Origin of the sequence: Streptomyces lydicamycinicus (assembly GCF_000829715.2) — a bacterium.
GTDB lineage: Bacteria > Actinomycetota > Actinomycetes > Streptomycetales > Streptomycetaceae > Streptomyces > Streptomyces lydicamycinicus.
Genome location: NZ_BBNO01000006.1, coordinates 153,183 through 173,374, shown reverse-complemented (window position 1 = coordinate 173,374; position 20,192 = coordinate 153,183). Strand labels below are relative to the sequence as shown.

At 71.1% G+C, this 20,192-nt stretch carries 20 protein-coding genes and 1 tRNA gene; 16 read left to right on the top strand and 5 right to left on the bottom strand.

Features of this window, described 5'->3' with window-relative positions; genetic code table 11:
• Positions 1-94 precede the first annotated feature (94 nt).
• Complete coding sequence (locus TU31_RS21185; protein WP_042157037.1) at positions 95-799, top strand: GVDTG sorting domain-containing protein; 705 nt, start codon at positions 95-97, stop codon at positions 797-799.
• A gap of 5 nt (positions 800-804) precedes the next feature.
• Positions 805-1,167, top strand: coding sequence for a DUF4333 domain-containing protein (locus TU31_RS21180; protein ID WP_042157035.1), 363 nt, complete (start codon positions 805-807; stop codon positions 1,165-1,167).
• 18 nt (positions 1,168-1,185) lie between these two features.
• Here TU31_RS21180 and TU31_RS21175 read toward each other — a convergent pair whose 3' ends face one another.
• The 3 genes from TU31_RS21175 to TU31_RS21165 all read right to left on the bottom strand — a co-directional run bounded on the left by TU31_RS21175 (position 1,186) and on the right by TU31_RS21165 (position 3,690).
• Positions 1,186-1,638 (bottom strand): YybH family protein, encoded by a 453-nt coding sequence (locus TU31_RS21175; RefSeq protein ID WP_042157033.1) that lies wholly within the window; start codon positions 1,636-1,638, stop codon positions 1,186-1,188.
• A gap of 126 nt (positions 1,639-1,764) precedes the next feature.
• The gene (locus TU31_RS21170) at positions 1,765-2,514 is read right to left on the bottom strand and encodes a helix-turn-helix transcriptional regulator (protein ID WP_042157031.1); all 750 of its coding nucleotides are present in this window, start codon (positions 2,512-2,514) and stop codon (positions 1,765-1,767) included.
• Between the two features lie 87 nt (positions 2,515-2,601).
• Positions 2,602-3,690, bottom strand: a complete 1,089-nt coding sequence (locus TU31_RS21165; RefSeq protein ID WP_042157029.1) for a class I SAM-dependent methyltransferase — start codon at positions 3,688-3,690, stop codon at positions 2,602-2,604.
• Positions 3,691-3,813: 123 nt separating this feature from the next.
• Here TU31_RS21165 and TU31_RS21160 point away from each other — a divergent pair, with 123 nt between their 5' ends.
• The 8 genes from TU31_RS21160 to TU31_RS21125 all read left to right on the top strand — a co-directional run bounded on the left by TU31_RS21160 (position 3,814) and on the right by TU31_RS21125 (position 11,121).
• Positions 3,814-4,005, top strand: coding sequence for a DUF1059 domain-containing protein (locus tag TU31_RS21160; RefSeq protein WP_042157027.1), 192 nt, complete (start codon positions 3,814-3,816; stop codon positions 4,003-4,005).
• A gap of 172 nt (positions 4,006-4,177) precedes the next feature.
• The gene (gene argC / locus TU31_RS21155) at positions 4,178-5,206 is read left to right on the top strand and encodes an N-acetyl-gamma-glutamyl-phosphate reductase (RefSeq protein WP_042157026.1); all 1,029 of its coding nucleotides are present in this window, start codon (positions 4,178-4,180) and stop codon (positions 5,204-5,206) included.
• 55 nt (positions 5,207-5,261) lie between these two features.
• Positions 5,262-6,458, top strand: coding sequence for a bifunctional glutamate N-acetyltransferase/amino-acid acetyltransferase ArgJ (gene argJ / locus TU31_RS21150; RefSeq protein WP_042157024.1), 1,197 nt, complete (start codon positions 5,262-5,264; stop codon positions 6,456-6,458).
• On the top strand, positions 6,455-7,384 hold the full coding sequence (gene argB / locus TU31_RS21145; protein WP_042157022.1) for an acetylglutamate kinase: 930 nt from the start codon (positions 6,455-6,457) through the stop codon (positions 7,382-7,384). Before argJ ends, argB begins: the two co-directional genes overlap by 4 nt.
• Positions 7,381-8,616, top strand: a complete 1,236-nt coding sequence (locus TU31_RS21140; RefSeq protein ID WP_042157020.1) for an acetylornithine transaminase — start codon at positions 7,381-7,383, stop codon at positions 8,614-8,616. The genes argB and TU31_RS21140 overlap by 4 nt, the downstream gene beginning before the upstream one ends.
• Positions 8,617-8,624: 8 nt before the next feature.
• On the top strand, positions 8,625-9,167 hold the full coding sequence (locus TU31_RS21135) for an arginine repressor (protein ID WP_042157018.1): 543 nt from the start codon (positions 8,625-8,627) through the stop codon (positions 9,165-9,167).
• 263 nt (positions 9,168-9,430) lie between these two features.
• Entirely contained in the window at positions 9,431-10,516 is a 1,086-nt protein-coding gene (locus TU31_RS21130; protein WP_042157017.1) for a mechanosensitive ion channel family protein, read from the top strand.
• 122 nt (positions 10,517-10,638) lie between these two features.
• Entirely contained in the window at positions 10,639-11,121 is a 483-nt protein-coding gene (locus tag TU31_RS21125; protein ID WP_042157013.1) for an SAM-dependent methyltransferase, read from the top strand.
• Positions 11,122-11,226: 105 nt separating this feature from the next.
• Here the strand turns inward: TU31_RS21125 and TU31_RS21120 are convergent.
• Positions 11,227-11,300: transfer RNA gene (locus TU31_RS21120), tRNA-Pro, on the bottom strand.
• Positions 11,301-11,451: 151 nt separating this feature from the next.
• On the opposite strand from TU31_RS21120, the gene TU31_RS21115 reads away from it, so the two are divergent.
• The 6 genes from TU31_RS21115 to TU31_RS21090 all read left to right on the top strand — a co-directional run bounded on the left by TU31_RS21115 (position 11,452) and on the right by TU31_RS21090 (position 19,159).
• Entirely contained in the window at positions 11,452-11,820 is a 369-nt protein-coding gene (locus tag TU31_RS21115; protein ID WP_042157012.1) for a DUF488 domain-containing protein, read from the top strand.
• Between the two features lie 117 nt (positions 11,821-11,937).
• Complete coding sequence (locus tag TU31_RS21110) at positions 11,938-13,131, top strand: argininosuccinate synthase (RefSeq protein ID WP_042157011.1); 1,194 nt, start codon at positions 11,938-11,940, stop codon at positions 13,129-13,131.
• An 88-nt stretch (positions 13,132-13,219) separates the two neighbouring features.
• On the top strand, positions 13,220-14,662 hold the full coding sequence (gene argH, locus TU31_RS21105; protein WP_042157009.1) for an argininosuccinate lyase: 1,443 nt from the start codon (positions 13,220-13,222) through the stop codon (positions 14,660-14,662).
• Positions 14,663-14,778: 116 nt separating this feature from the next.
• Entirely contained in the window at positions 14,779-15,330 is a 552-nt protein-coding gene (locus tag TU31_RS21100; RefSeq protein WP_042157007.1) for a TetR/AcrR family transcriptional regulator, read from the top strand.
• Positions 15,327-16,964, top strand: coding sequence for an MFS transporter (locus TU31_RS21095; RefSeq protein ID WP_042157005.1), 1,638 nt, complete (start codon positions 15,327-15,329; stop codon positions 16,962-16,964). The genes TU31_RS21100 and TU31_RS21095 overlap by 4 nt, the downstream gene beginning before the upstream one ends.
• 224 nt (positions 16,965-17,188) lie before the next feature.
• Positions 17,189-19,159, top strand: a complete 1,971-nt coding sequence (locus tag TU31_RS21090) for a bifunctional metallophosphatase/5'-nucleotidase (protein ID WP_042157003.1) — start codon at positions 17,189-17,191, stop codon at positions 19,157-19,159.
• Positions 19,160-19,233: 74 nt separating this feature from the next.
• Here the strand turns inward: TU31_RS21090 and TU31_RS21085 are convergent, their stop codons facing one another.
• Positions 19,234-19,902 carry a lysophospholipid acyltransferase family protein gene (locus TU31_RS21085; protein ID WP_042157001.1) on the bottom strand — a complete coding sequence of 223 codons (669 nt, stop codon included), beginning with the start codon at positions 19,900-19,902 and terminating at the stop codon, positions 19,234-19,236.
• Positions 19,903-20,192: the final 290 nt, after the last annotated feature.

Sequence of the window (20,192 nt, the reverse complement as noted above, 5' to 3'; positions counted from 1 at the left end):
AGACCAGGAAGGCGGGCGACTTCGGGGGCAGTTGGCCCCGGGCGGCGGACACCATCGAGGTGCGCTCCGCCGGGGCTGGCGCTTCGCTCGGTCTATGCATATACGCCACATTCCTCTGTATGCCTTGGCGGCCGGCGCGCTGGCGGCGTCCGTCCTGCTCTTCGGGGACGGCGACGGTGCGGACGCCGCCACCGAGGCCGCCCCCGGGGCGGTGACCGACACCGTCAGCGAGGCCGGCCCCGCCGTGGACACCTCGCAGGCGGTGGTCGTCGAGCCCGACCCGGTGGCACCGGGCGGCGCCTTCTCCGTCCACGACGGCGGCACCTGCTCCGGCGACAGCGCGGAGGCCACCTTCGACGGCGCGGACATCCCCGCGATCCAGCTGACCTCCCGGAACGACCGGATGGGCGGCAGCGCGATCATGCCGGAGGGCACCGCGCCCGGCTCGTACCAGGTCACCATCACCTGCGGCGGGGCGTCCGGAGCCCGGCAGAGCGCCACGGAAGCGGACCGGGCCGGCACCGGGAAGTACGGCGAGGCATACGGCACGGAGCACGGCGACACCGAAGGCGGAGAGCGCGGAAAGGGATCCGGCGACGGCCGCCGGACTCTCACCGGCACCATGGTCGTCTCCGGTGACGCCACGGAGGCCGTCCCGCAGGGCGGCGCGGACACCGGCCTCGGCGGCACGGCAGGATCCGGCCGGGCGGCCACGGCGCTCAGCGGAGTGGTGCTGCTGGCCGCGGCCGGCGGGGGCGCCCTGGTCCGCCGCCGGCGCGCCCGCGGCGACCGGAGCTGACGCCGGTGAGCGCACATCCGCCCCGGCGCGTCCTCCTCCTCGGTCTCCTCACGGCCCTCGCCGTCGCGGGTGTACTCGCGCTGACCGCCGCCCGGTTCCGCACCCGCGACGCCACCAGTGAGGTCGACGGCGGCACCCACACCGTGCCGCGCACCGAGATCGCCCGGACGATCAGCGGCCAGCTCACCCTGCCCTTCCGCAACGGACCCGACGCGGTGCACTGCTCCGGCGACCTGCGGCCGGTGCGGTACGACGAGGTGCGCTGTACGGCACACTTCCCCATCGGCCCGGACCGCCATCTGACCGTCGAGGTCACCGGCGTCCGCCACAACCTGGTCACCTACCGGCGCCACACCCTGCCCCGCTGACGGGGGAGGCCCCGGCCCCTACGGCTTGAGATCCAGGGCGGCCAGCCCCGACCCGTCCATCAGGAACGGCACCGAGTCATGGGTATGGGTGATCTTCCAGGTGCCGTCGATCTTGCGCAGGCCGACGGTCGCCCGGCTCCACAGCTCCACCTCGAAGCCGTCGGTCTTCGTCCCGTGCATCCGGTTGATGCTGTGGCCGAACGCCACATCGTCGCCGACCGTGATCTCCAGCTGGGTCACGGTCACCTCGATCGGTCCGTCCCAGGTCGCGTACCAGGCCTCGACGGCCCGCTGGTCCCGTGCCTCGGGCCCCTTGTACTGCAACGGGGGAGCGAGACTGAAATCCACGAGGTCCGGCGCGCTGGACGCCAGGAACCGCCGGGCGTCCCGCTCCTTCGTCGCGGCCGCCCGGTCCGCCAGCAGCTCCCGGATCTGTGCCTCGTCCGTCGTACGGTCGATGTCGGTGGTCATGAGGGCTCCTCCTGTCGGACGGCGCCGCGGCGCCCGGAATCTCTGTCCGACGGGTAGACCCCGGCGCGTACGGAAACTCATCGGCGCGAGTGGCGCGAGCCGGGCGGGACGGTGCGGGCCCGCCGCCTACGGCCCGAGCGGCACCGCCGTCCGCCCGCGCGTGAGCCAGGCATTGGCCGCCTCGACCCGGCTGCTGACCCGCAGTTTCGCGTAGGCGTGCTCCAGGTGTTTGTCGACGGTGCGCGGGCTGATCTCCAGCCGGTGGGCGATCTGCTGGTTCGTCAGGCCCCGGGCGAGCAGGGCGAGTACGGCCGACTCGCGCCGGGTGACGAGGGAGGGCGGGGGCGTGGGCGGGGCGAGCCGGTTGAGTACGTGGCTGAGCCGGGTGCGCAGCAGGGCGGCGGCCGCCACATCCTCGTCGGAGAAATCGCTGCCGTTGCGGCTGATCGCCACACAAACCTTCCGCGGCAGGCCGGCGGCGTAGCCCGCGGGGAACGACATCGCCAGCTGCTGCTCGGCGCCGAACGGCCGGTAGACCTCGGCGTAGGCGGCGAGGGCATGGAACTCGGCGCGGGTCTGCAGCGTCGAGCGCCGCATCGGGGTGCCGGAGCCGAGGGTGGTGTGGGTGACGAGGGAGTCCGCCGCCGCCTCCCGGGCGAACGCCGCCTGCACGTCCGGGGTCAGCAGACCGGCGGGCAGGGTGAGCGGCCGGTCGGCGGTGCCGGCGCGGGGGGACCAGATGATGCTGTCGCCGGGAACGGCGCCGAGCAGCAGCGGAAGCAGTGCCGGAACAAGGGTTTCCTCGTCGACGGCATCGATCAGGAGGTCCACGACGGCGAGAATGCGCCGCAGGCCGGCCTCCGCGGCCGCGCTCATATGTCCAGCGTGCCGAGGGGGCGTGAGCCCGTCAAATGAGGGCCACCCGGCCGGCCGGGGGAAGACCGGCCGGGCGCGTCAGGCGCGCTAACGCCCGACGGCATAGACGCGGTTGAGGGGGCTCTCGGCGGCGAGTCGCCAATGGTGGAGTCCGGCCTCGTCGGCGATCTCCCGCATCGTCTCCTCACCCGCGTGGTTTCCCAGTGCCTGCGGACCGTGCTGGGCCAGCGCGGACGGCAGACAGACGGCGACCGAGGCGGCGGTCAGCGCCCGGCCGATGGGGTGGGCGTTCTCCTGGGCGTTCGCCGAGGCGTTCGGCTCGACGACCATGCAGGTCCCGCCGTCGGCCAGCGCCTCCTCGGCGTGGTGCAGCGCACCGCCCGGATCTCCGGTGTCGTGCAGACAGTCGAAGAAGGTGATCAGGTCGAAGTCCTCGCCCGGGTAGTCCTGGGCGGTGGCGACCTCGAAGCTGACCCGGTCGGCCAGCCCCTCCTCGTCCGCGATGCCGCGGGCCGCCTCGATGGACGGACGGTGGAAGTCGAAGCCGTGGAACCGCGACCGGGGGAAGGCCCGCGCCATCAGCGTCGTGGAGTAGCCGTAGCCGCATCCGACGTCCGCGACGCGCGCGCCGCGCTCCAGCTTCTCCCGCACGCCCTCCAGCGCGGTCAGCCACTCCGGGACCAGGGCGGCCGCGTAGCCGGGGCGGAAGAACTTCGCGGTGCCGGCGAACAGCGCCGTGCCGTGCTCCTCCCAGCCGACGCCCTCACCGGTACGAAAGGCCTCCATCAGGGCGTCCTCGGTGGCGTAGAGCGCCTGCATCGCGGTAAAGAAGCCCGCCGCGTACGTGGGCAGTTCCGGGTCCGCCAGGACCGCGGCGTGCTCGGCGGGCAGCAGGTAGGTGTCGGTGTCCGGCGCGTAGCTGACGTACTCGCCGGCGACCTGCGCGGCCAGCCATTCGCGGACGTAGCGCTCGACCAGCCCGGTGCGGGCGGCGAGCTGCGCGGAGGTGAGCGGCCCGGCACCGGCCATGGCCGTGTACAGGCCGAGCCGGTCGCCGAGCGAGGTGCACAGACCGGCGACCGCGGCCCCGCTGTCGGTGATCACTCGCTCCAGGAACGCCTGCACCCGGTCCTGGTCCAGCGTCCCGCCCGAGCCGACACCGGCGGACGTCGCCATGGCTGTCACCTCCTCGTCCTCTTCACTGCAACAGCCCGGACACTCCGCGCGCCATACGGGATTCGCCGTATACGGCCGGTGGCGGCGACCGTCCGACACTTGAGGAAGAGCAGGAGGTGCACCATGCGAAAGAAGGTCGACTGCCGGGACTACCCGAGCGAGATGAACTGCACCCTCGTCATCATCGGCGAGGAGGAGGAAGTCGTCCGTGCCGCCACTGAGCACGCCGTCTCCGTCCACGGCCACACCGACAGCCCGGAACTCCGCGAACAGATCAGGTCGTCCCTGAAGAACGAGATGCCCCAGCACGCCTGAGGCACGGGCACGGTCCCGCCGTCCCGGAGCCGGGGCGGCGGTCGCGCGGGGGTGCGGGGCGCCGTGTGACCGGAGCGCCGTGGCCGAAATCCTGCGTGGCCCGGGTCCCGCAGGACGTCATTGCATAAAACTGCTGGATTCCGTATAGTCATGCCATCGAAGAGGAGGGTCCATGACGGTACGAGCGGCAGTGGCCGGGGCGAGTGGGTATGCCGGGGGTGAAGTGCTGCGTCTGCTTCTGGGGCACCCTGAGGTGGAGATCGGGGCGCTGACCGGGCATTCCAATGCCGGGCAGCGGCTGGGGGCGCTCCAGCCGCATCTGGCTCCGCTGGCCGACCGGGAGCTTCAGGCGACCACCGCCGAGGCGCTGGCCGGGCACGACGTGGTCTTTCTCGCGCTGCCGCACGGGCAGTCCGCCGCGGTCGCCGAGGAGCTCGGGCCCGATGTCCTCGTCGTGGACTGTGGTGCCGACTTCCGGCTGAGCGACGCCACGGACTGGGAGGCGTTCTACGGCTCGGACCACGCGGGCACCTGGCCGTACGGCCTCCCGGAGCTGCCCGGCGGGCGCGCCGCGCTCCAGGGGACCCGGCGCATCGCGGTCCCGGGCTGCTACCCCACGGCCGTCTCGCTCGCCCTGTTCCCCGCGTACGCGGACCGGCTCGCCGAGCCCGAGGCCGTGATCGTCGCGGCCACCGGCACCTCCGGCGCGGGCAAGGCCCTCAAGCCGCATCTGCTGGGCTCCGAGGTCATGGGCTCGATGAGCCCGTACGGCGTCGGCGGCGGCCACCGGCACACCCCCGAGATGATCCAGAACCTGAGCGCGGTGGCCGGCGAGCGCATCAGCGTCTCCTTCACCCCGACTCTGGCCCCCATGTCCCGCGGCATCCTCGCCACTTGCTCGGCGAAGGCGAAGCCCGGTGTGGACGCCGCCGCCGTACGGGCCGCGTACGAGAAGGCGCTGGCCGACGAGCCGTTCGTCCAGCTGCTGCCCGAGGGCCAGTGGCCGTCGACCGCCGCCGTGTACGGCTCCAACACCGCGCAGATCCAGGTGATCCTCGACGCGGCGGCCGGCCGGATCATCGCGATCAGCGCCCTCGACAACCTCACCAAGGGGACCGCGGGCGGCGCGGTGCAGAGCATGAACATCGCCCTGGGCCTCCCCGAGGGGACGGGGCTCCCGAAGGTCGGGGTCGCGCCATGACCCGGAACGGCGCGGGGCAGCAAGGCGGGACCGGAGAAGCGACGGAGGACGAGCAGTGAGTGTGACGGCAGCACAGGGATTCACGGCGGCGGGTGTCGCGGCCGGGATCAAGGCCCCTCTCGCCAATGGGAGCGGCGGCAACCCGGACCTCGCACTCGTGGTGAACAACGGGCCCCGGACCGCGGCCGCCGGCGTCTTCACCTCCAACCGCGTCAAGGCGGCGCCGGTGCTCTGGTCGGAACAGGTACTGAAGGGCGGAGAGCTGTCCGCCGTCGTCCTCAACTCCGGCGGTGCCAATGCCTGTACGGGCCCGAAGGGCTTCCAGGACACCCACGCCACCGCGGAGAAGGTCGCCGAGTCGCTGAACACCGCGGGGTACGACGAGACCGGCGGGCACAACGCCGGCATGATCGCGGTCTGCTCGACGGGCCTGATCGGCGTCACGCTGCCGATGGACAAGCTGCTGCCCGGCGTCGACAAGGCCGTCGCCCAACTCGGCCCGCACGGCGGCGAGAAGGCCGCCATCGCCATCATGACCACCGACAGCGTGCACAAGACCGCTGTCGTCACCAAGGACGGCTGGACCGTCGGCGGTATGGCCAAGGGCGCCGGCATGCTCGCCCCGGGCCTGGCCACCATGCTCGTGGTCCTGACCACCGACGCCGATGTGCCGGCCGCCGAGCTCGACACGGCCCTGCGGGCCGCGACCCGTACCACCTTCGACCGGGTCGACTCCGACGGCTGTATGTCGACCAACGACACGGTGCTGCTGCTCGCCTCCGGTGCCTCCGGCGTCGTCCCGGCCGCCGACGACTTCGCCGAGGCGGTCCGGGCGGTCTGCGACGACCTCGCCCGGCAGCTGATCGGGGACGCCGAGGGCGCCAGCAAGGACATCAGGATCGAGGTCGTCGGCGCGGCGAGCGAGGACGACGCGGTCGAGGTCGGCCGCTCCATCGCCCGTAACAACCTCCTCAAGTGCGCCATCCACGGTGAGGACCCGAACTGGGGCCGGGTGCTCTCCGCCATCGGCACCACGTCCGCCGTCTTCGAGCCCGACCAGCTGAACGTCGCCATCAACGGCGTCTGGGTCTGCAAGAACGGCTCCGTGGGGGAGGACCGCGAGCTGGTCGACATGCGCTACCGGGAGGTCCGCATCACCGCCGACCTCGCCGCCGGCACCGAGTCCGCGGTCATCTGGGCCAACGACCTCACCGCCGACTACGTCCACGAGAACAGCGCGTACTCGTCATGAGTGCCCGCAAGCACACCGCGCTGCCCAAGGCCCGCACCCTCATCGAGGCGCTGCCCTGGCTGACCCGTCACCACGGCAAGACCGTGGTCATCAAGTTCGGCGGCAACGCCATGGTCGACGAGGAGCTCAAGCGCGCCTTCGCCCAGGACGTGGTCTTCCTGCGGCACGCCGGGCTGCGCCCCGTCGTCGTGCACGGCGGCGGCCCGCAGATCAGCGCCCAGCTGGACCTGCTCGGCCTGGAGTCGGAGTTCAAGGGCGGCCTGCGGGTCACCACCCCCGAGGCGATGAACGTCGTACGGATGGTGCTGGCCGGCCAGGTGCAGCGCGAGCTGGTCGGACTCCTCAACGAGCACGGCCCGCTCGCCGTCGGCATGACCGGCGAGGACGCCCATCTGATGACCGCGACCAAGCACTTCGCCCAGGTCGACGGCGAGCGGGTGGACATCGGCCGGGTCGGCGAGATCACCGCCATCGACCCCGGCGCGGTCCAGGCGCTCCTGGACGACGGCCGCATCCCGGTCATCTCCTCCATCGCCCGCAGCAGCGACGAGGAGGACGCCGCCTCCGGGGCCTCCGGTGTCTTCAACGTCAACGCCGACACCGCCGCGGCCGCCCTGGCCGCCGCGCTCGACGCCGAGACGCTGATGGTGCTCACCGACGTCGAGGGCCTCTACGAGGACTGGCCGAACAGCGACGAGGTGATCTCCCGCCTCACCGCCACCGAACTGGAGAAGCTGCTGCCCGACCTGGCCAGCGGCATGGTCCCCAAGATGCGGGGCTGTCTGCACGCCGTCCGCAACGGGGTGCACACCGCCCGGGTCATCGACGGGCGGGTCCAGCACTCGATCCTGCTGGAGATCTTCACCGACGAAGGGATCGGCACGATGGTCGTGCCGGACGCGAACACGATCGAGGGGGCGACATGAGCGACGCGGCACACACCCACGGCCCGGCGACCAACGCGGGCCTCACCGGGCGCTGGCAGGGCGCCATGATGGACAACTTCGGCACCCCCCGTATCCCGCTGGTCCGCGGTGAGGGCGCCACCGTGTGGGACGCCGACGGCAAGCAGTACCTCGACTTCCTCGGCGGTATCGCGGTCAACGCCCTCGGGCACGCCCACCCGGCGGTGGTCCGCGCGGTCTCCGACCAGGTCGCCACCCTCGGCCATGTCTCGAACTTCTTCGTCGCCGAGCCCACCGTGACCCTCGCCGAGCGCCTGCTCGCGCTGGCCGGACGCCCCGGCCGGGTCTACTTCTCCAACTCCGGCGCCGAGGCCAACGAGGCCGCCTTCAAGATCGGCCGGCTGACCGGGCGCACCCATATGGTCTCCACCGCCGGCGGCTTCCACGGCCGCACCATGGGCGCCCTCGCGCTCACCGGCCAGCCCGCCAAGCAGGCCCCCTTCGCCCCGCTGCCGGGCGACGTCGACTACGTCCCGTACGGGGACGTGGAGGCCCTGCGCGCCGCCGTCACCACCGACACCGCCTTCGTCATCCTGGAGCCCGTCCAGGGCGAGAACGGCGTCATCGTCCCGCCGCCCGGCTACCTCCAGGCCGCCCGCGAGATCACCGCCGCCACCGGCACCCTGCTCGTCCTCGACGAGATCCAGACCGGCATCGGCCGGACCGGGCACTGGCTGGAATCCCGGGCCCAGGGCGTCGAGGCGGACATCGTCACCCTCGCCAAGGGCCTCGGCGGGGGACTGCCGATCGGCGCGACGCTGGCCTTCGGCCGCGCTGCCGAGCTGCTCACGCCCGGTTCGCACGGCTCGACGTTCAGCGGCAACCCGGTCGTCTGCGCCGGCGCGCTCGCCGTTCTGGACACCATCGAGGCGGACGGCATCCTGGAGAACGTCAAGCGCGTCGGCGAGCGGCTGCGCACCGGGACCGAGGAGCTGGGCCACCCATTGGTCAGCCAGGTCCGCGGTGCGGGGCTGCTCCTGGGTATCGTCTTGACGGAGTCGCTCGCGCCGCAGGTGCAGCAGGCGGCTCAGGACGCGGGCCTCCTGGTGAACGCGGTCGCGCCGGACGTCATCCGGCTCGCCCCGCCGCTGATCGTCTCCGACGAGCAGGCGGAGGAGTTCCTCCGGAAGCTGCCCGCCGTCCTCAACACGGCCCGCCAAGGGGCCGACGGGGAACGACGAGCCGGAGACTGACGACAACGATGACCGAGCCGCAGGACAACGAGGCGCAGAACGGCGGCCAGGCCGTACCGCAGACCCGCACCGCCCGCCACCGCCGGATCGTGGACATCCTCAACCGGCTGCCGGTCCGCTCCCAGAGCCAGCTCGCCAAGCTGCTCGCCGACGACGGCCTGTCCGTCACCCAGGCGACGCTCTCCCGCGATCTGGACGAACTGGGCGCGGTGAAGATCCGCAACACCGGCGGTGAGCTGATCTACGCGGTGCCCAGCGAGGGCGGCGACCGCAAGCCACGGGCGCCGCTGGGGGAGTCCGCCAAGGAGGAGCGGATGCGCCGCCTCTCCGGCGAACTCCTCATCTCCGCCGAGGCCTCCGCCAACCTCGTGGTCCTGCGCACTCCACCGGGCGCCGCCCAGTTCCTGGCCTCGGCCATCGACCAGGCCGAACTCCACGACATCCTCGGCACCATCGCCGGCGACGACACCCTGATGCTGATCAGCCGCGACCCGGCGGGCGGCCAGGCGCTCGCCGACCATCTGCTGCGGCTGGCGCAGAAGGCGCACTGAGCCACTCCGCACGCGCTCCCCGGTGCCTCTTGTCCCTCCCCGGAGCACTTCTTCCCGCCCCCCGTCGGCGGTCGTGCGGAGCATCCACCCGAGCCACTCTCTCCCTGCCGAACCCCATACGGCAGGATGGCAGTTCGCGCCGGGACGTCCACGGATGTCCCGGCGCCTTCACAGCCCTAGAGACAAGCAGGTGGCATGGTGACGAGACATCACATCCGGCTCATAGCACGTCCGCTCCTTCCGGTCGCGGGAGGAGCCGGCCGGTGAACCGCGCTGTGACACTGCACGACCTGATCGTGGCCGGCGCGGCGCTGGCCGCCGGCATCGTGGCCGGCCTGCTGCTGCGGGTGGCCCTGCGCTGGCTGGGCAAACACGCCCTCAAAACCCGGTGGAGCGGGGACGACATCCTCGTCGACGCCTTGCGGGCCGTGGTGCCCTGGGCGGCGATCACCGGCGGTCTGGCGGCGGCGGCCGCGGCGCTGCCGCTGACGGAGACCGTCGGACACACCGTCAACCGGTCGCTGATGGTGCTGCTCATCCTGGTCGGCACGCTCACCGCTGCCCGGGTCATCACCGGTGTGGTGAAGTCCCTTGCGCAGTCCCGGTCCGGGGTAGCAGGATCGGCCACAATTTTCGCCAACATCACCCGCATCATCGTGCTGGCGATGGGCTTCCTGGTGGTCCTCCAGACCCTGGGCATCTCCATCGCCCCGCTGCTCACCGCACTCGGCGTGGGCGGCCTCGCGGTCGCCCTGGCGCTCCAGGACACCCTCGCCAACCTCTTCGCCGGCGTGCACATCCTCGCCTCGAAGACCGTGCAGCCCGGTGACTACATCCGGCTCAGCAGCGGCGAGGAGGGCTATGTCGTCGACGTCAACTGGCGCAACACCGTGGTGCGTCAGCTCTCCAACAACCTGGTGATCATCCCCAACACCCAGCTGGCCGGCACCAACATGACCAACTTCACCCGCCCGGAACAGAAGTTGACGATCCTGGTGCAGGTGGGCGTCGGCTACGACAGCGACCTCGACCACGTCGAGCGGGTCACCACCGAGGTCATCGACAGCGTGATGAAGGACGTCAACGGCGGCGATCCCGACCATGAAGCGGCCGTCCGCTTCCACACCTTCGGCGACTCCCGGATCGGCCTCACGGTGATCCTGGGCGTCGGCGAGTTCAGCGACCAGTACCGGATCAAGCACGAGTTCATCAAGCGCCTGCACCAGCGCTACCGGGACGAGGGCATCCGGATTCCCTCCCCGGCACGCACCGTGGCACTTCAGAAGCCGGAAGAGATCGTGATCCCGCACCAGCGCGACCTGTCGGACGTGGTGCCGCCGGTGCCGTAGCAGTGCGGCACCACGGCGCCGCGCGGCGCGCCTGCGACGGCGAAGCCCCGGCCGGTGAACCCCACCGGCCGGGGCTTTTCCGCCGGCCCACCCCCACCCCACCTCCCGAGGAGCGCAGCACCGTGTCGGAAGAATTAACCGTCGTGCCCGTCGCCCATGTGATCGGCGGACGTGTGGAACCGACGGATGACTACTGGGGCGGCACCCGCTCCGTCATCCGCATCGACCCCGAGCGGTACACCGAGGAATCGGTGGTCGGTCTGGAGGCCTTCTCCCATATCGAGGTCGTGTTCGTCTTCCATCTGACCGACCCCGGCGACCTGCCTCCCGAGCTGCGACGGCCCCGGGGCAACCCGGACTGGCCCGCGGGCGGTACGTTCGCCCATCGCAACATGCGGCGGGTGAACCGGCTGGGTGTCTCGCGGTGCCGCCTGGTCGCGGTCGACGGCCTGGATCTGCACGTGGAAGCGCTGGATGCCGTGGACGGCACGCCGGTGCTCGACATCAAGCCCTGGTTCAGCGTGATGGGCCCGCAGGGTGAGGTCCATGAGCCGACCTGGCCGTCGCAGATGCTGGCCGACTACTACACCACCCCGCCCACCTAGGAACGCGGGGGAGTCCGGGCCGGGAAACCCCGGAAACGATCAAGGGCCTTGCTTCAGCGATCCGAAGCAAGGCCCTGACCTGGGCTGAAAGCCCTTATTGCACCGTCGGGACGACAGGATTTGAACCTGCGACCCCTTGACCCCCAGTCAAGTGCGCTACCAAGCTGCGCCACGTCCCGGTGCTCGTGCCGACCGGAGAACTCCCGGCCGGGGCGTGCAGAAGAAAAATACCCTGTCCCGGGCCATGAATCCAAAGCGGGCCCCCCGGGGGTGCCTCCGGGGCCTCCGGCGGGGGCTCCGCTTCCGTGGTTCGATGAGGTTATGGGTGAAATGTCTGCCAAGGATGCCCTCCGGGTGCGCCGGGTGTACGAGTCCCCGGAGCCGGCGGACGGCGCCCGGGTGCTGGTCGACCGGCTGTGGCCGCGCGGGCTGTCCAAGGAGGACGCGCAGCTCACCGAGTGGTGCAAGGACGCGGCGCCCTCGTCCGAGCTGCGGCGCTGGTACCGGCACGAGGGGGAGCGGTTCGAGGTCTTCGCCGCGCGCTATCGCGAGGAGCTGGCACAGGAGACCGCGCAGCGGGCGCTGGAACGGCTGCGGGAGTACGCCGAAGAGGGGCCGCTGACCCTGCTGACGGCCACCAAGGATCTGTCGGCGAGTCATGTGAACGTGCTGACCGAGGTGCTTCAAGAGGGCCGCTGAGGCTCCGCGCCACGCCGACGACCCGCCGCTGACCTGCATATTCATCGACGCGTTGACGAAACATACGGTGGAGTGCATACTTATACCCATCAGCGAATGCACCGTAAGGAGAAACCCGTGACCGAGCGCGTCGTACTCGCCTACTCGGGCGGCCTGGACACCTCTGTCTGTATCGGCTGGATCGCCGAGGAGACGGGCGCCGAGGTCATCGCCGTTGCCGTGGACGTCGGCCAGGGCGGCGAGGACCTGGACGTCATCCGCAAGCGTGCGCTCGACTGCGGTGCGGTCGAGGCCGAGGTCGCGGACGCCAAGAACGAGTTCGCCGACGAGTACTGCCTCCCGGCGATCAAGGCCAACGCCCTGTACATGGACCGCTACCCGCTGGTCTCGGCGCTCTCCCGGCCGACCATCGTCAAGCACCTGGTCGCCGCCGCCAAGAAGCACGGCGCCACCACCGTCGCCCACGGCTGCACCGGCAAGGGCAACGACCAGGTCCGCTTCGAGGCCGGCATCTCCTCCCTCGCCCCCGACCTGAAGTGCATCGCCCCGGTCCGTGACTACGCGATGACCCGGGACAAGGCGATCGCGTTCTGCGAGGAGAAGAACCTCCCGATCGCGACCACCAAGAAGTCGCCGTACTCGATCGACCAGAACGTCTTCGGGCGGGCCGTGGAGACCGGCTTCCTGGAGGACATCTGGAACGCGCCGATCGAGGACGTCTACGAGTACACCGAGAACCCGGCCACCCCCCGGGAGGCCGACGAGGTCATCATCTCCTTCAAGGAGGGTGTCCCGGTCGCCATCGACGGCAAGCCCGTCACCGTCCTCCAGGCGATCCAGCAGCTCAACGAGCGGGCCGGCGCCCAGGGCATCGGCCGGATCGACATGGTCGAGGACCGGCTGGTCGGCATCAAGTCCCGTGAGGTGTACGAGGCGCCCGGCGCCATCGCGCTGATCACCGCGCACCAGGAGCTGGAGAACGTCACCGTCGAGCGCGAACTGGCCCGCTACAAGCGGCAGGTCGAGCAGCGCTGGGGCGAGCTGGTCTACGACGGCCTGTGGTTCTCGCCGCTCAAGCGGGCCCTGGAGGGCTTCATCAACGAGGCCAACCAGCAGGTCAGCGGCGACATCCGGATGACGCTGCACGGCGGCCGCGCGGTCGTCACCGGCCGGAAGTCCGACCAGTCGCTGTACGACTTCAACCTCGCCACGTACGACACCGGCGACACCTTCGACCAGTCGCTCTCCAAGGGCTTCATCGAGCTCTTCGGTATGTCGAGCAAGATCGCGGCCAAGCGCGACCTGGCCTGAGCCGACTCGTTACCTTCGTACCACGACCGCCTCCCTGCCCTCGCGGCCGGGAGGTGTTCGTACACCACAGCAGCCTTGAGGAGCAGCAGTGAGCAGCAACAGCGGTGACGTCCGGCTCTGGGGCGGCCGGTTCGCCGACGGCCCGGCAGAGGCGCTGGCCCAGCTGTCGGCGTCCGTCCACTTCGACTGGCGGCTGGCCCCGTACGACATCGCCGGCTCCCGTGCGCACGCCCGCGTGCTCCACAAGGCGGGCCTGCTCACCGAGGACGAGCTGACCCGGATGCTCGCCGGGCTCGACCAGCTCGCCGCGGATGTCGCCGACGGCTCGTTCACCGGCACCATCGCCGACGAGGACGTGCACACCGCTCTGGAGCGCGGGCTGCTGGAGCGGCTCGGCCCGGACCTCGGCGGCAAGCTGCGGGCCGGCCGGTCCCGTAACGACCAGGTCGCCACGCTCTTCCGGATGTACCTGCGCGACCACGCCCGGATCATCGGCGGGCTGATCGCCGACCTCCAGGAGGCGCTGGTCGGTCTCGCCGAGACCCACCCGGACGTGGCGATGCCGGGCCGCACCCATCTCCAGCACGCCCAGCCGGTGCTCTTCGCCCACCATGTGCTGGCGCATGTGCAGTCGCTGTCCCGGGACGCGGAGCGGCTGCGGCAGTGGGACGACCGCACCGCCGTCTCCCCGTACGGCTCGGGCGCGCTGGCCGGCTCCTCGCTCGGTCTCGACCCGGAGGCGGTCGCCGCCGACCTCGGTTTCGAGCACGGGTCGGCCGGCAACTCCATCGACGGCACGGCCTCCCGTGACTTCGTCGCCGAATTCGCCTTCATCACGGCGATGATCGGGGTGAACCTCTCCCGGATCGCCGAGGAGGTCATCCTCTGGAACACGAAGGAGTTCTCCTTCGTCACGCTCCACGACGCCTTCTCGACCGGCTCGTCGATCATGCCGCAGAAGAAGAACCCGGACATCGCCGAGCTGGCGCGGGGCAAGTCGGGGCGCCTCATCGGCAATCTGACCGGCCTGCTGGCCACGCTCAAGGCGCTGCCGCTGGCGTACAACCGCGACCTCCAGGAGGACAAGGAGCCGGTCTTTGACTCCTGCGACCAACTGGAGGTGCTGCTCCCGGCGTTCACCGGGATGATGGCCACCCTGACCGTCAACCGCGAGCGCATGGAGGAGCTGGCCCCCGCGGGCTTCTCGCTGGCCACCGATATCGCGGAGTGGCTGGTCAAGCAGGGTGTGCCGTTCCGGGTGGCGCACGAGGTCGCGGGCGAGTGCGTCAAGGAGTGCGAGGCGCACGGCATCGAGCTGGACCAGCTCACCGACGAGCAGTTCGCCAAGATCTCGCCGCATCTGACCCCCGAGGTCCGCGGCGTCCTCAACGTCCCCGGCGCGCTCGCCTCGCGCAGCGGCCGCGGCGGCACCGCACCCTCGGCGGTGGCGGTCCAGCTCGCCGAGGTACGGGCCGACCTGGTCACCCAGCAGGAGTGGGCGACGGCCAAGAAGGCCACCGGCCTGGCCTAGTCCGCAGAGGTATACGACGGCGGCCCGCCCCGGGATCTCCTCCCGGGGCGGGCCGCCGTCGTGTGCGTGGAGGGTCGAGTGAGACATTGGTGTCTCATTCGGCTATTGTGTGTCTCATGGCCTTGGATCGTGAACGGGTACTCAAGGAAGCCGCCGCCTTGCTCACGCGGCGCGCTGCGACACCGATGGACGAGATCGCCCGCGCCGCGGGCATCAGCCGCGCGACCCTGCACCGGCACTTCGCCGGGCGGGACGCGCTGATCAGGGCGCTGGAGGACTACGGCATCGCACAGTGCGGGCAGGCGATGGACGCGGCCCGGCTGGACGAGGGGGACGCCGCCGGTGCACTGCGCCGGCTGATCACCGAAGCCGAACCGGTCGCCGCCGTACTGGCCTTCCTCTTCACCGAGAACCAGCTCTTCGAGGACGGCGAGATCAACGCCGGCTGGGCCGAGCTCGACGCCCGCCTCGCCGCGCTCTTCCGACGCGGCCAGGAAGAGGGCGACTTCCGGATCGATCTGAGCGCCGCCTGGCTCACCGAGGCCTTCTACGGACTGATCGGCGCCGGCGCCTGGGCCGTGCACGAAGGGCGGGTCGCCCGTAACGACCTTCACCACTCGATCGCCGAGCTGCTGCTCGGCGGCATCCGACGGAGCATGGAGAAATGACCGAGACCATAGCGTCAGGACCGGCCGGCTCGGCCCATGTGGACGACCAGCCCCGGCCGGGCCGATGGCTCGCCCTCGCCGTCCTCGTCCTGGCCGTCCTCCTGGTAGGCGTCGACGCCACGGTCCTCGGCCTCGCCACCCCCTTCCTCAGCGAAGACCTCCAGCCGTCCGGCACGCAGCTGCTGTGGATCGGTGACATCTACTCCTTCGTCATCGCCGGACTGCTGGTCTCCATGGGCAGCCTCGGCGACCGCATCGGCCGCAAGAAGCTGCTGCTGCTGGGCTCCGTCGGCTTCGGCGCGATGTCGGTGCTCGCCGCGTACGCCACCACGCCCGAGATGATGATCCTGGCCCGGGCGCTCCAGGGCGTCGCCGGTGCGACGCTGATGCCGTCCACGCTGGCGCTGATCCGCAACCTCTTCCACGACCCCAAGGAACGCAGTCTGGCCGTCGGCATCTGGGGCGCCATGGCCTCGGCCGGTATGGCCGTCGGCCCGGTCCTCGGCGGCTTTCTGCTGGGGCACTTCTGGTGGGGTTCGGTCTTCCTGATCAACCTGCCGGTGATGGCGCTGCTGGTGGCCGTCGGCGCCAAGGTCATCCCGGAGTCACGCAATCCGGACCCCGGCCCCTGGGACATCCCCAGCGTCCTGCTCGCCCTGGTGGGCATCGTCTGTGTCGTCTACGCCATCAAGGAAGCGGCGGTGCACGGCTACCGCTGGGACATCGCCCTGGCCGCCGCCGTCGGAGTGCTCACCCTGTTCGTGTTCGTCCGCCGGCAGCTCACCCTCCCCTCACCGCTGCTGAACATGAAGCTCTTTCACCACCGGGGCTTCTCCGGAGCGGTGCTGGCCGATCTGCTGACCATCCTCGGGCTGTCCGGGCTGGTCTTCTTCCTCTCCCAGTTCCTCCAGATGGTGCAGCTGCGCTCGCCGCTGAACGCCGGGCTCGTCGAACTCCCGGCGGCGGTCGGCGCGGTGGGCGCCGGTCTGGCCGCCGGCTGGGTCGCCCGGCGGCTGTCCGTACGGCTCGTGGTCGCCGGCGGCCTCGCCGTGGTCGGACTCTCGCTGGTCGGCTGCACCACGCTGCACGCCGACACCGGCACCGCCGCGCTGTGCGTCATCCTCTTCGTGGTCGGGGTCGGCGCCGGATTCTCGTTCACCGTCACCGCCGATGTGATCCTCTCCAGCGTGCCCAAGGAGGAGGCGGGCGCCGCCTCCGCGGTCTCCGAGACGGCCTACGAACTGGGCGCCGCGCTCGGCATCGCCCTGCTCGGCTCCATCGTGACCAGCATTTACCGCGGCTTCGAGGCGCCGCCGGAGGTGCCCGGGCCCGCCACGGACGCCGCCCGCGAATCGCTCGGCGGCGCCGTCGAGACGGCCGGCCAACTCCCCGCCGACCAGGGCGCCGCGCTGGTCAGCGCCGCACAGGACTCCTTCGTCGCGGGGGTCGACGTCGCGGCCGGGGTGGGCGCGGTGGTCCTGCTGTCCGCCGCCGTCGCCGCGTGGTTCCTGCTCCGCGGCCAGGAGCTGGCGTCCGGCCCGGCCCCGGCCGGACCCGCGGCGCTCTCCACGGCCGCGGCGAAGCCGGGGGGCGACTCCGGCGCGGCGGCCGGCGGCCCGGCGGAACGCCCGTAACGCGCTACCGCCGCTCCGCCGGACGGCGGGCACCCACCGTGCCCCAGGGCGTGTCCTGTGGATCACGGTCCCCGCACCCGCCATGATCCACGGGACACGCCCCGGGGGCGACTGTCCCCCGCCCGTTCACGCCCGGTGCGCATCGTGGTGACCGGCCGTCCGGAGCGGCTTGCTTGACTCTCCCGTCGTCCCCTCACGGACGGCCCGCTCAGGAGAGTGACGCAGTGCGCGACATCGGACGACGCTCCTTCTTCACCGCCGCGGGGGCCCTGGCCACCGCGAGCGCCATCGGCAGCAACGCCTACGCCACCGGCCACGCCCGCGACGCGGCCACCGCCGACGAATACGTCGACGTCCAGCTCCTCAACATCACCGACCTGCACGGCTACCTCCAGGGCGCCCCAGGCGCCCACTCGATCATCACCGGCGCCGGCGGAAAGACCTACACCGTGGGCGGCGTCGCCTATATGGCCGCCCACCTGGAGCGGTTGCGCGCCGGCCACCGCAACTCCCTCTTCTTCGCCCCCGGCGACCTCTTCTCCGGCTGGGAGTTCGACGCCGCCACCTTCGCCGACGAGCCCACCATCGAGGCGCTCAACGCCATGGGCCTGGACTTCGCCTCGGCCGGCAACCACGAGTTCGACAAGTCCGCGAAATTCCTCACCGCCCACATGGAGGACGGCGACAGCTTCCCCGTCGTCGGCCGCGACGACGACTTCGAGGACTCCACCGGCCGCCGCTTCCAGGGCGCGAAGTTCCCCTACTACAGCGCCAACATGGTGTGGAACGGGAACGGCGAGCTCGTGCTGCCGCCGTACAACATCGAGTACGTGGACGCCGGCGGCGGCCGCCGGCTGCCGGTCGGCTTCATCCATCTGACCGCCATCGGCACCGAGTCCTTCCCCGGCTCCTACCAGCCGGGACTGCGCACCCTCGACGAGCTGGAGACCGCCAACCGCTGCGCGGCGGAGCTCAGGTCCCGCGGTGTCCGGGCGATCGTGCTCAGCATGCACGACGGCGCGGTGGCCGGCGGCGACTTCTCCAGCGGCCGCAACCCCTCGGGCCCCGCCTACGAACTGGCCCTGCGGGCTTCCCCGGACATCGACGCCATCGTCACCGGCCACTGGCACACCGCCTTCACGATGATGCTGCCCGACCCCGACGGCGTGCCCCGGCCGTTCGTCGAGGCCGGCTGCTACGGCCAGCTCGTCAACGAGATCAATCTGCGCCTCGACCCCGACACCGGCGCGGTGATCCGGGAGCTGACCACCGCCACCAACCACCCCAACACCCGGGATGTCACACCGGACCCGGAGCTCAAATCGATCGCCGGCTACTGGGCGGACTACGGCAGCCGGCGCGCCCGCAGCCGCCTCGGCACCCAGACCGCCTCCTTCACCCGGCGGCGCAACGCGGTGGGGGAGAGCACCATGGGCAACCTCGTCGCCGACTGGGCGCTGTGGGCGGGCCGGCAGCCGCTCGGCCCGATGGACGATCCGGCCGACCACCCCAACACCCCCGCGGACCTCGCCGTCATCGCGGTCGCACCACGCGTCGGCCAGGCCGTGATCGCCGGTGATCTGATCCGCAACGAGGAGACCGGCGGCACCGTCACCTTCGCGCAGGCCTGGAACTCCGTCGGCTTCGGCGACCCGATCATGACCGTCACCGTCACCGGCCGGCAGCTGCACGACGCCCTGGAGGAGCAGTGGGCCCCGACCGCCGGCGGCGGCCTCGGCTTCTCCCCGCTGGCCGTCTCCGCCAATGTCCGCTACACCTTCGACGCCGCGGGAGCGGTCGGCCGGCGGATCGACCCGGCGGAGGTGTTCATCGATGGCACCGCCCTCGACCTCACCCGCCGCTACCGGCTCGCCGCCCCCTCCTACACCCTCATCAACCAGGACGGCTTCAGCGCCTTCACCGGCTTCACCGCACCGGTCCGGCACACCCGTGACTTCGAGAGCTTTGTCTCCTTCATCCGCGCCAAGAAACAGCTGAATCCCGCCCCGTTGAACCGTGTGGCGGTCAAGAACGCGGGGGTGCCCGGCGCCCGCACCGGCACCGTCACCCAGCGCCAGCAGCTGCTCCAGCCCGACGGCAGCATGGTGCCGCGGCCCGAGGCGGCCCTGCGTACGGCGCTGACCGGCGGCGCCGAGGGCCAGCGTGCTCCCGGCGGCTTCCGGGTGCCCTGCTGACCCGCCCGCACCGCAGCGGATACGCAACGGGCCCCATCCGGAGAACGGATGGGGCCCGGCACACGGCGGACGGGTCAGGCGGCCCTGGCCTTGGTGGCGTAGATGTCGACGTACTCCTGACCGGACAGCTCCATCACGTCGCTCATCACCTCGTCGGTGACGGCCCGCAGGACATAGCGGTCACGGTCCATACCGTCGTAGCGGGAGAAGTCCAGCGGCTCACCGAAGCGCACCGTCACCGGGGCGATGTGCGGGCGGCCCTTGCCACCGGGCTGCACCTTGTCGGTGCCGATCATCGCGAACGGGACGACGGGCGCACCGGTCATCAGGGTGAGCCGGGCGATGCCCGTACGGCCGCGGTAGAGACGGCCGTCGGGGGAGCGGGTGCCCTCCGGGTAGATGCCGAAGACGCTGCCCTCCTCCAGGACCCGGCGGCCGGTCATCAGCGCCGCGACCCCGCCGTGTCCGCCGTCCCGGTCCACCGGGATCATGCCGGCGCTGGTGAAGAACCAGGCCATCAGCCGGCCCTTGAGGCCCTTGCCGGTGACGTACTCGTCCTTGCCGATGAAGTACACCGGGCGCTTGACCACCAGGCTCAGGAACAGCGAGTCGATGAAGGTGACGTGATTACCGGCCAGGATCACCGGTCCGGTCGCCGGAATGCGCTCCATGCCCTCGACCTTCGGGCGGTACAGGACACGCATGACGAATCCGAGAATCGCCTTCAGCACAATGCGGGACAACGGGCCCTCCGGGTCGTGACTGGTCAACGTCAAGCAGGCGCAGAACTCTGCGCAGCCAAGGACCATACTCGCGGGTTACTCCCGCGCGCACATCGGGTTCACGAGGTCGATACGCACAGTTGACGTGTGTTACCACCATCTTCCCCCCGATGTTGTCGTCCGGCTCCCCGGCGTGACCCGTCCGTGCCTACGATCGGCCGGGTTCCGTGGGCCGGTGTGCAACACGCCTCACCGCACGCCGGAAAACACCCGGAAGCACCCGAAGACCAGCGAATGCCTCAGACAAGGAG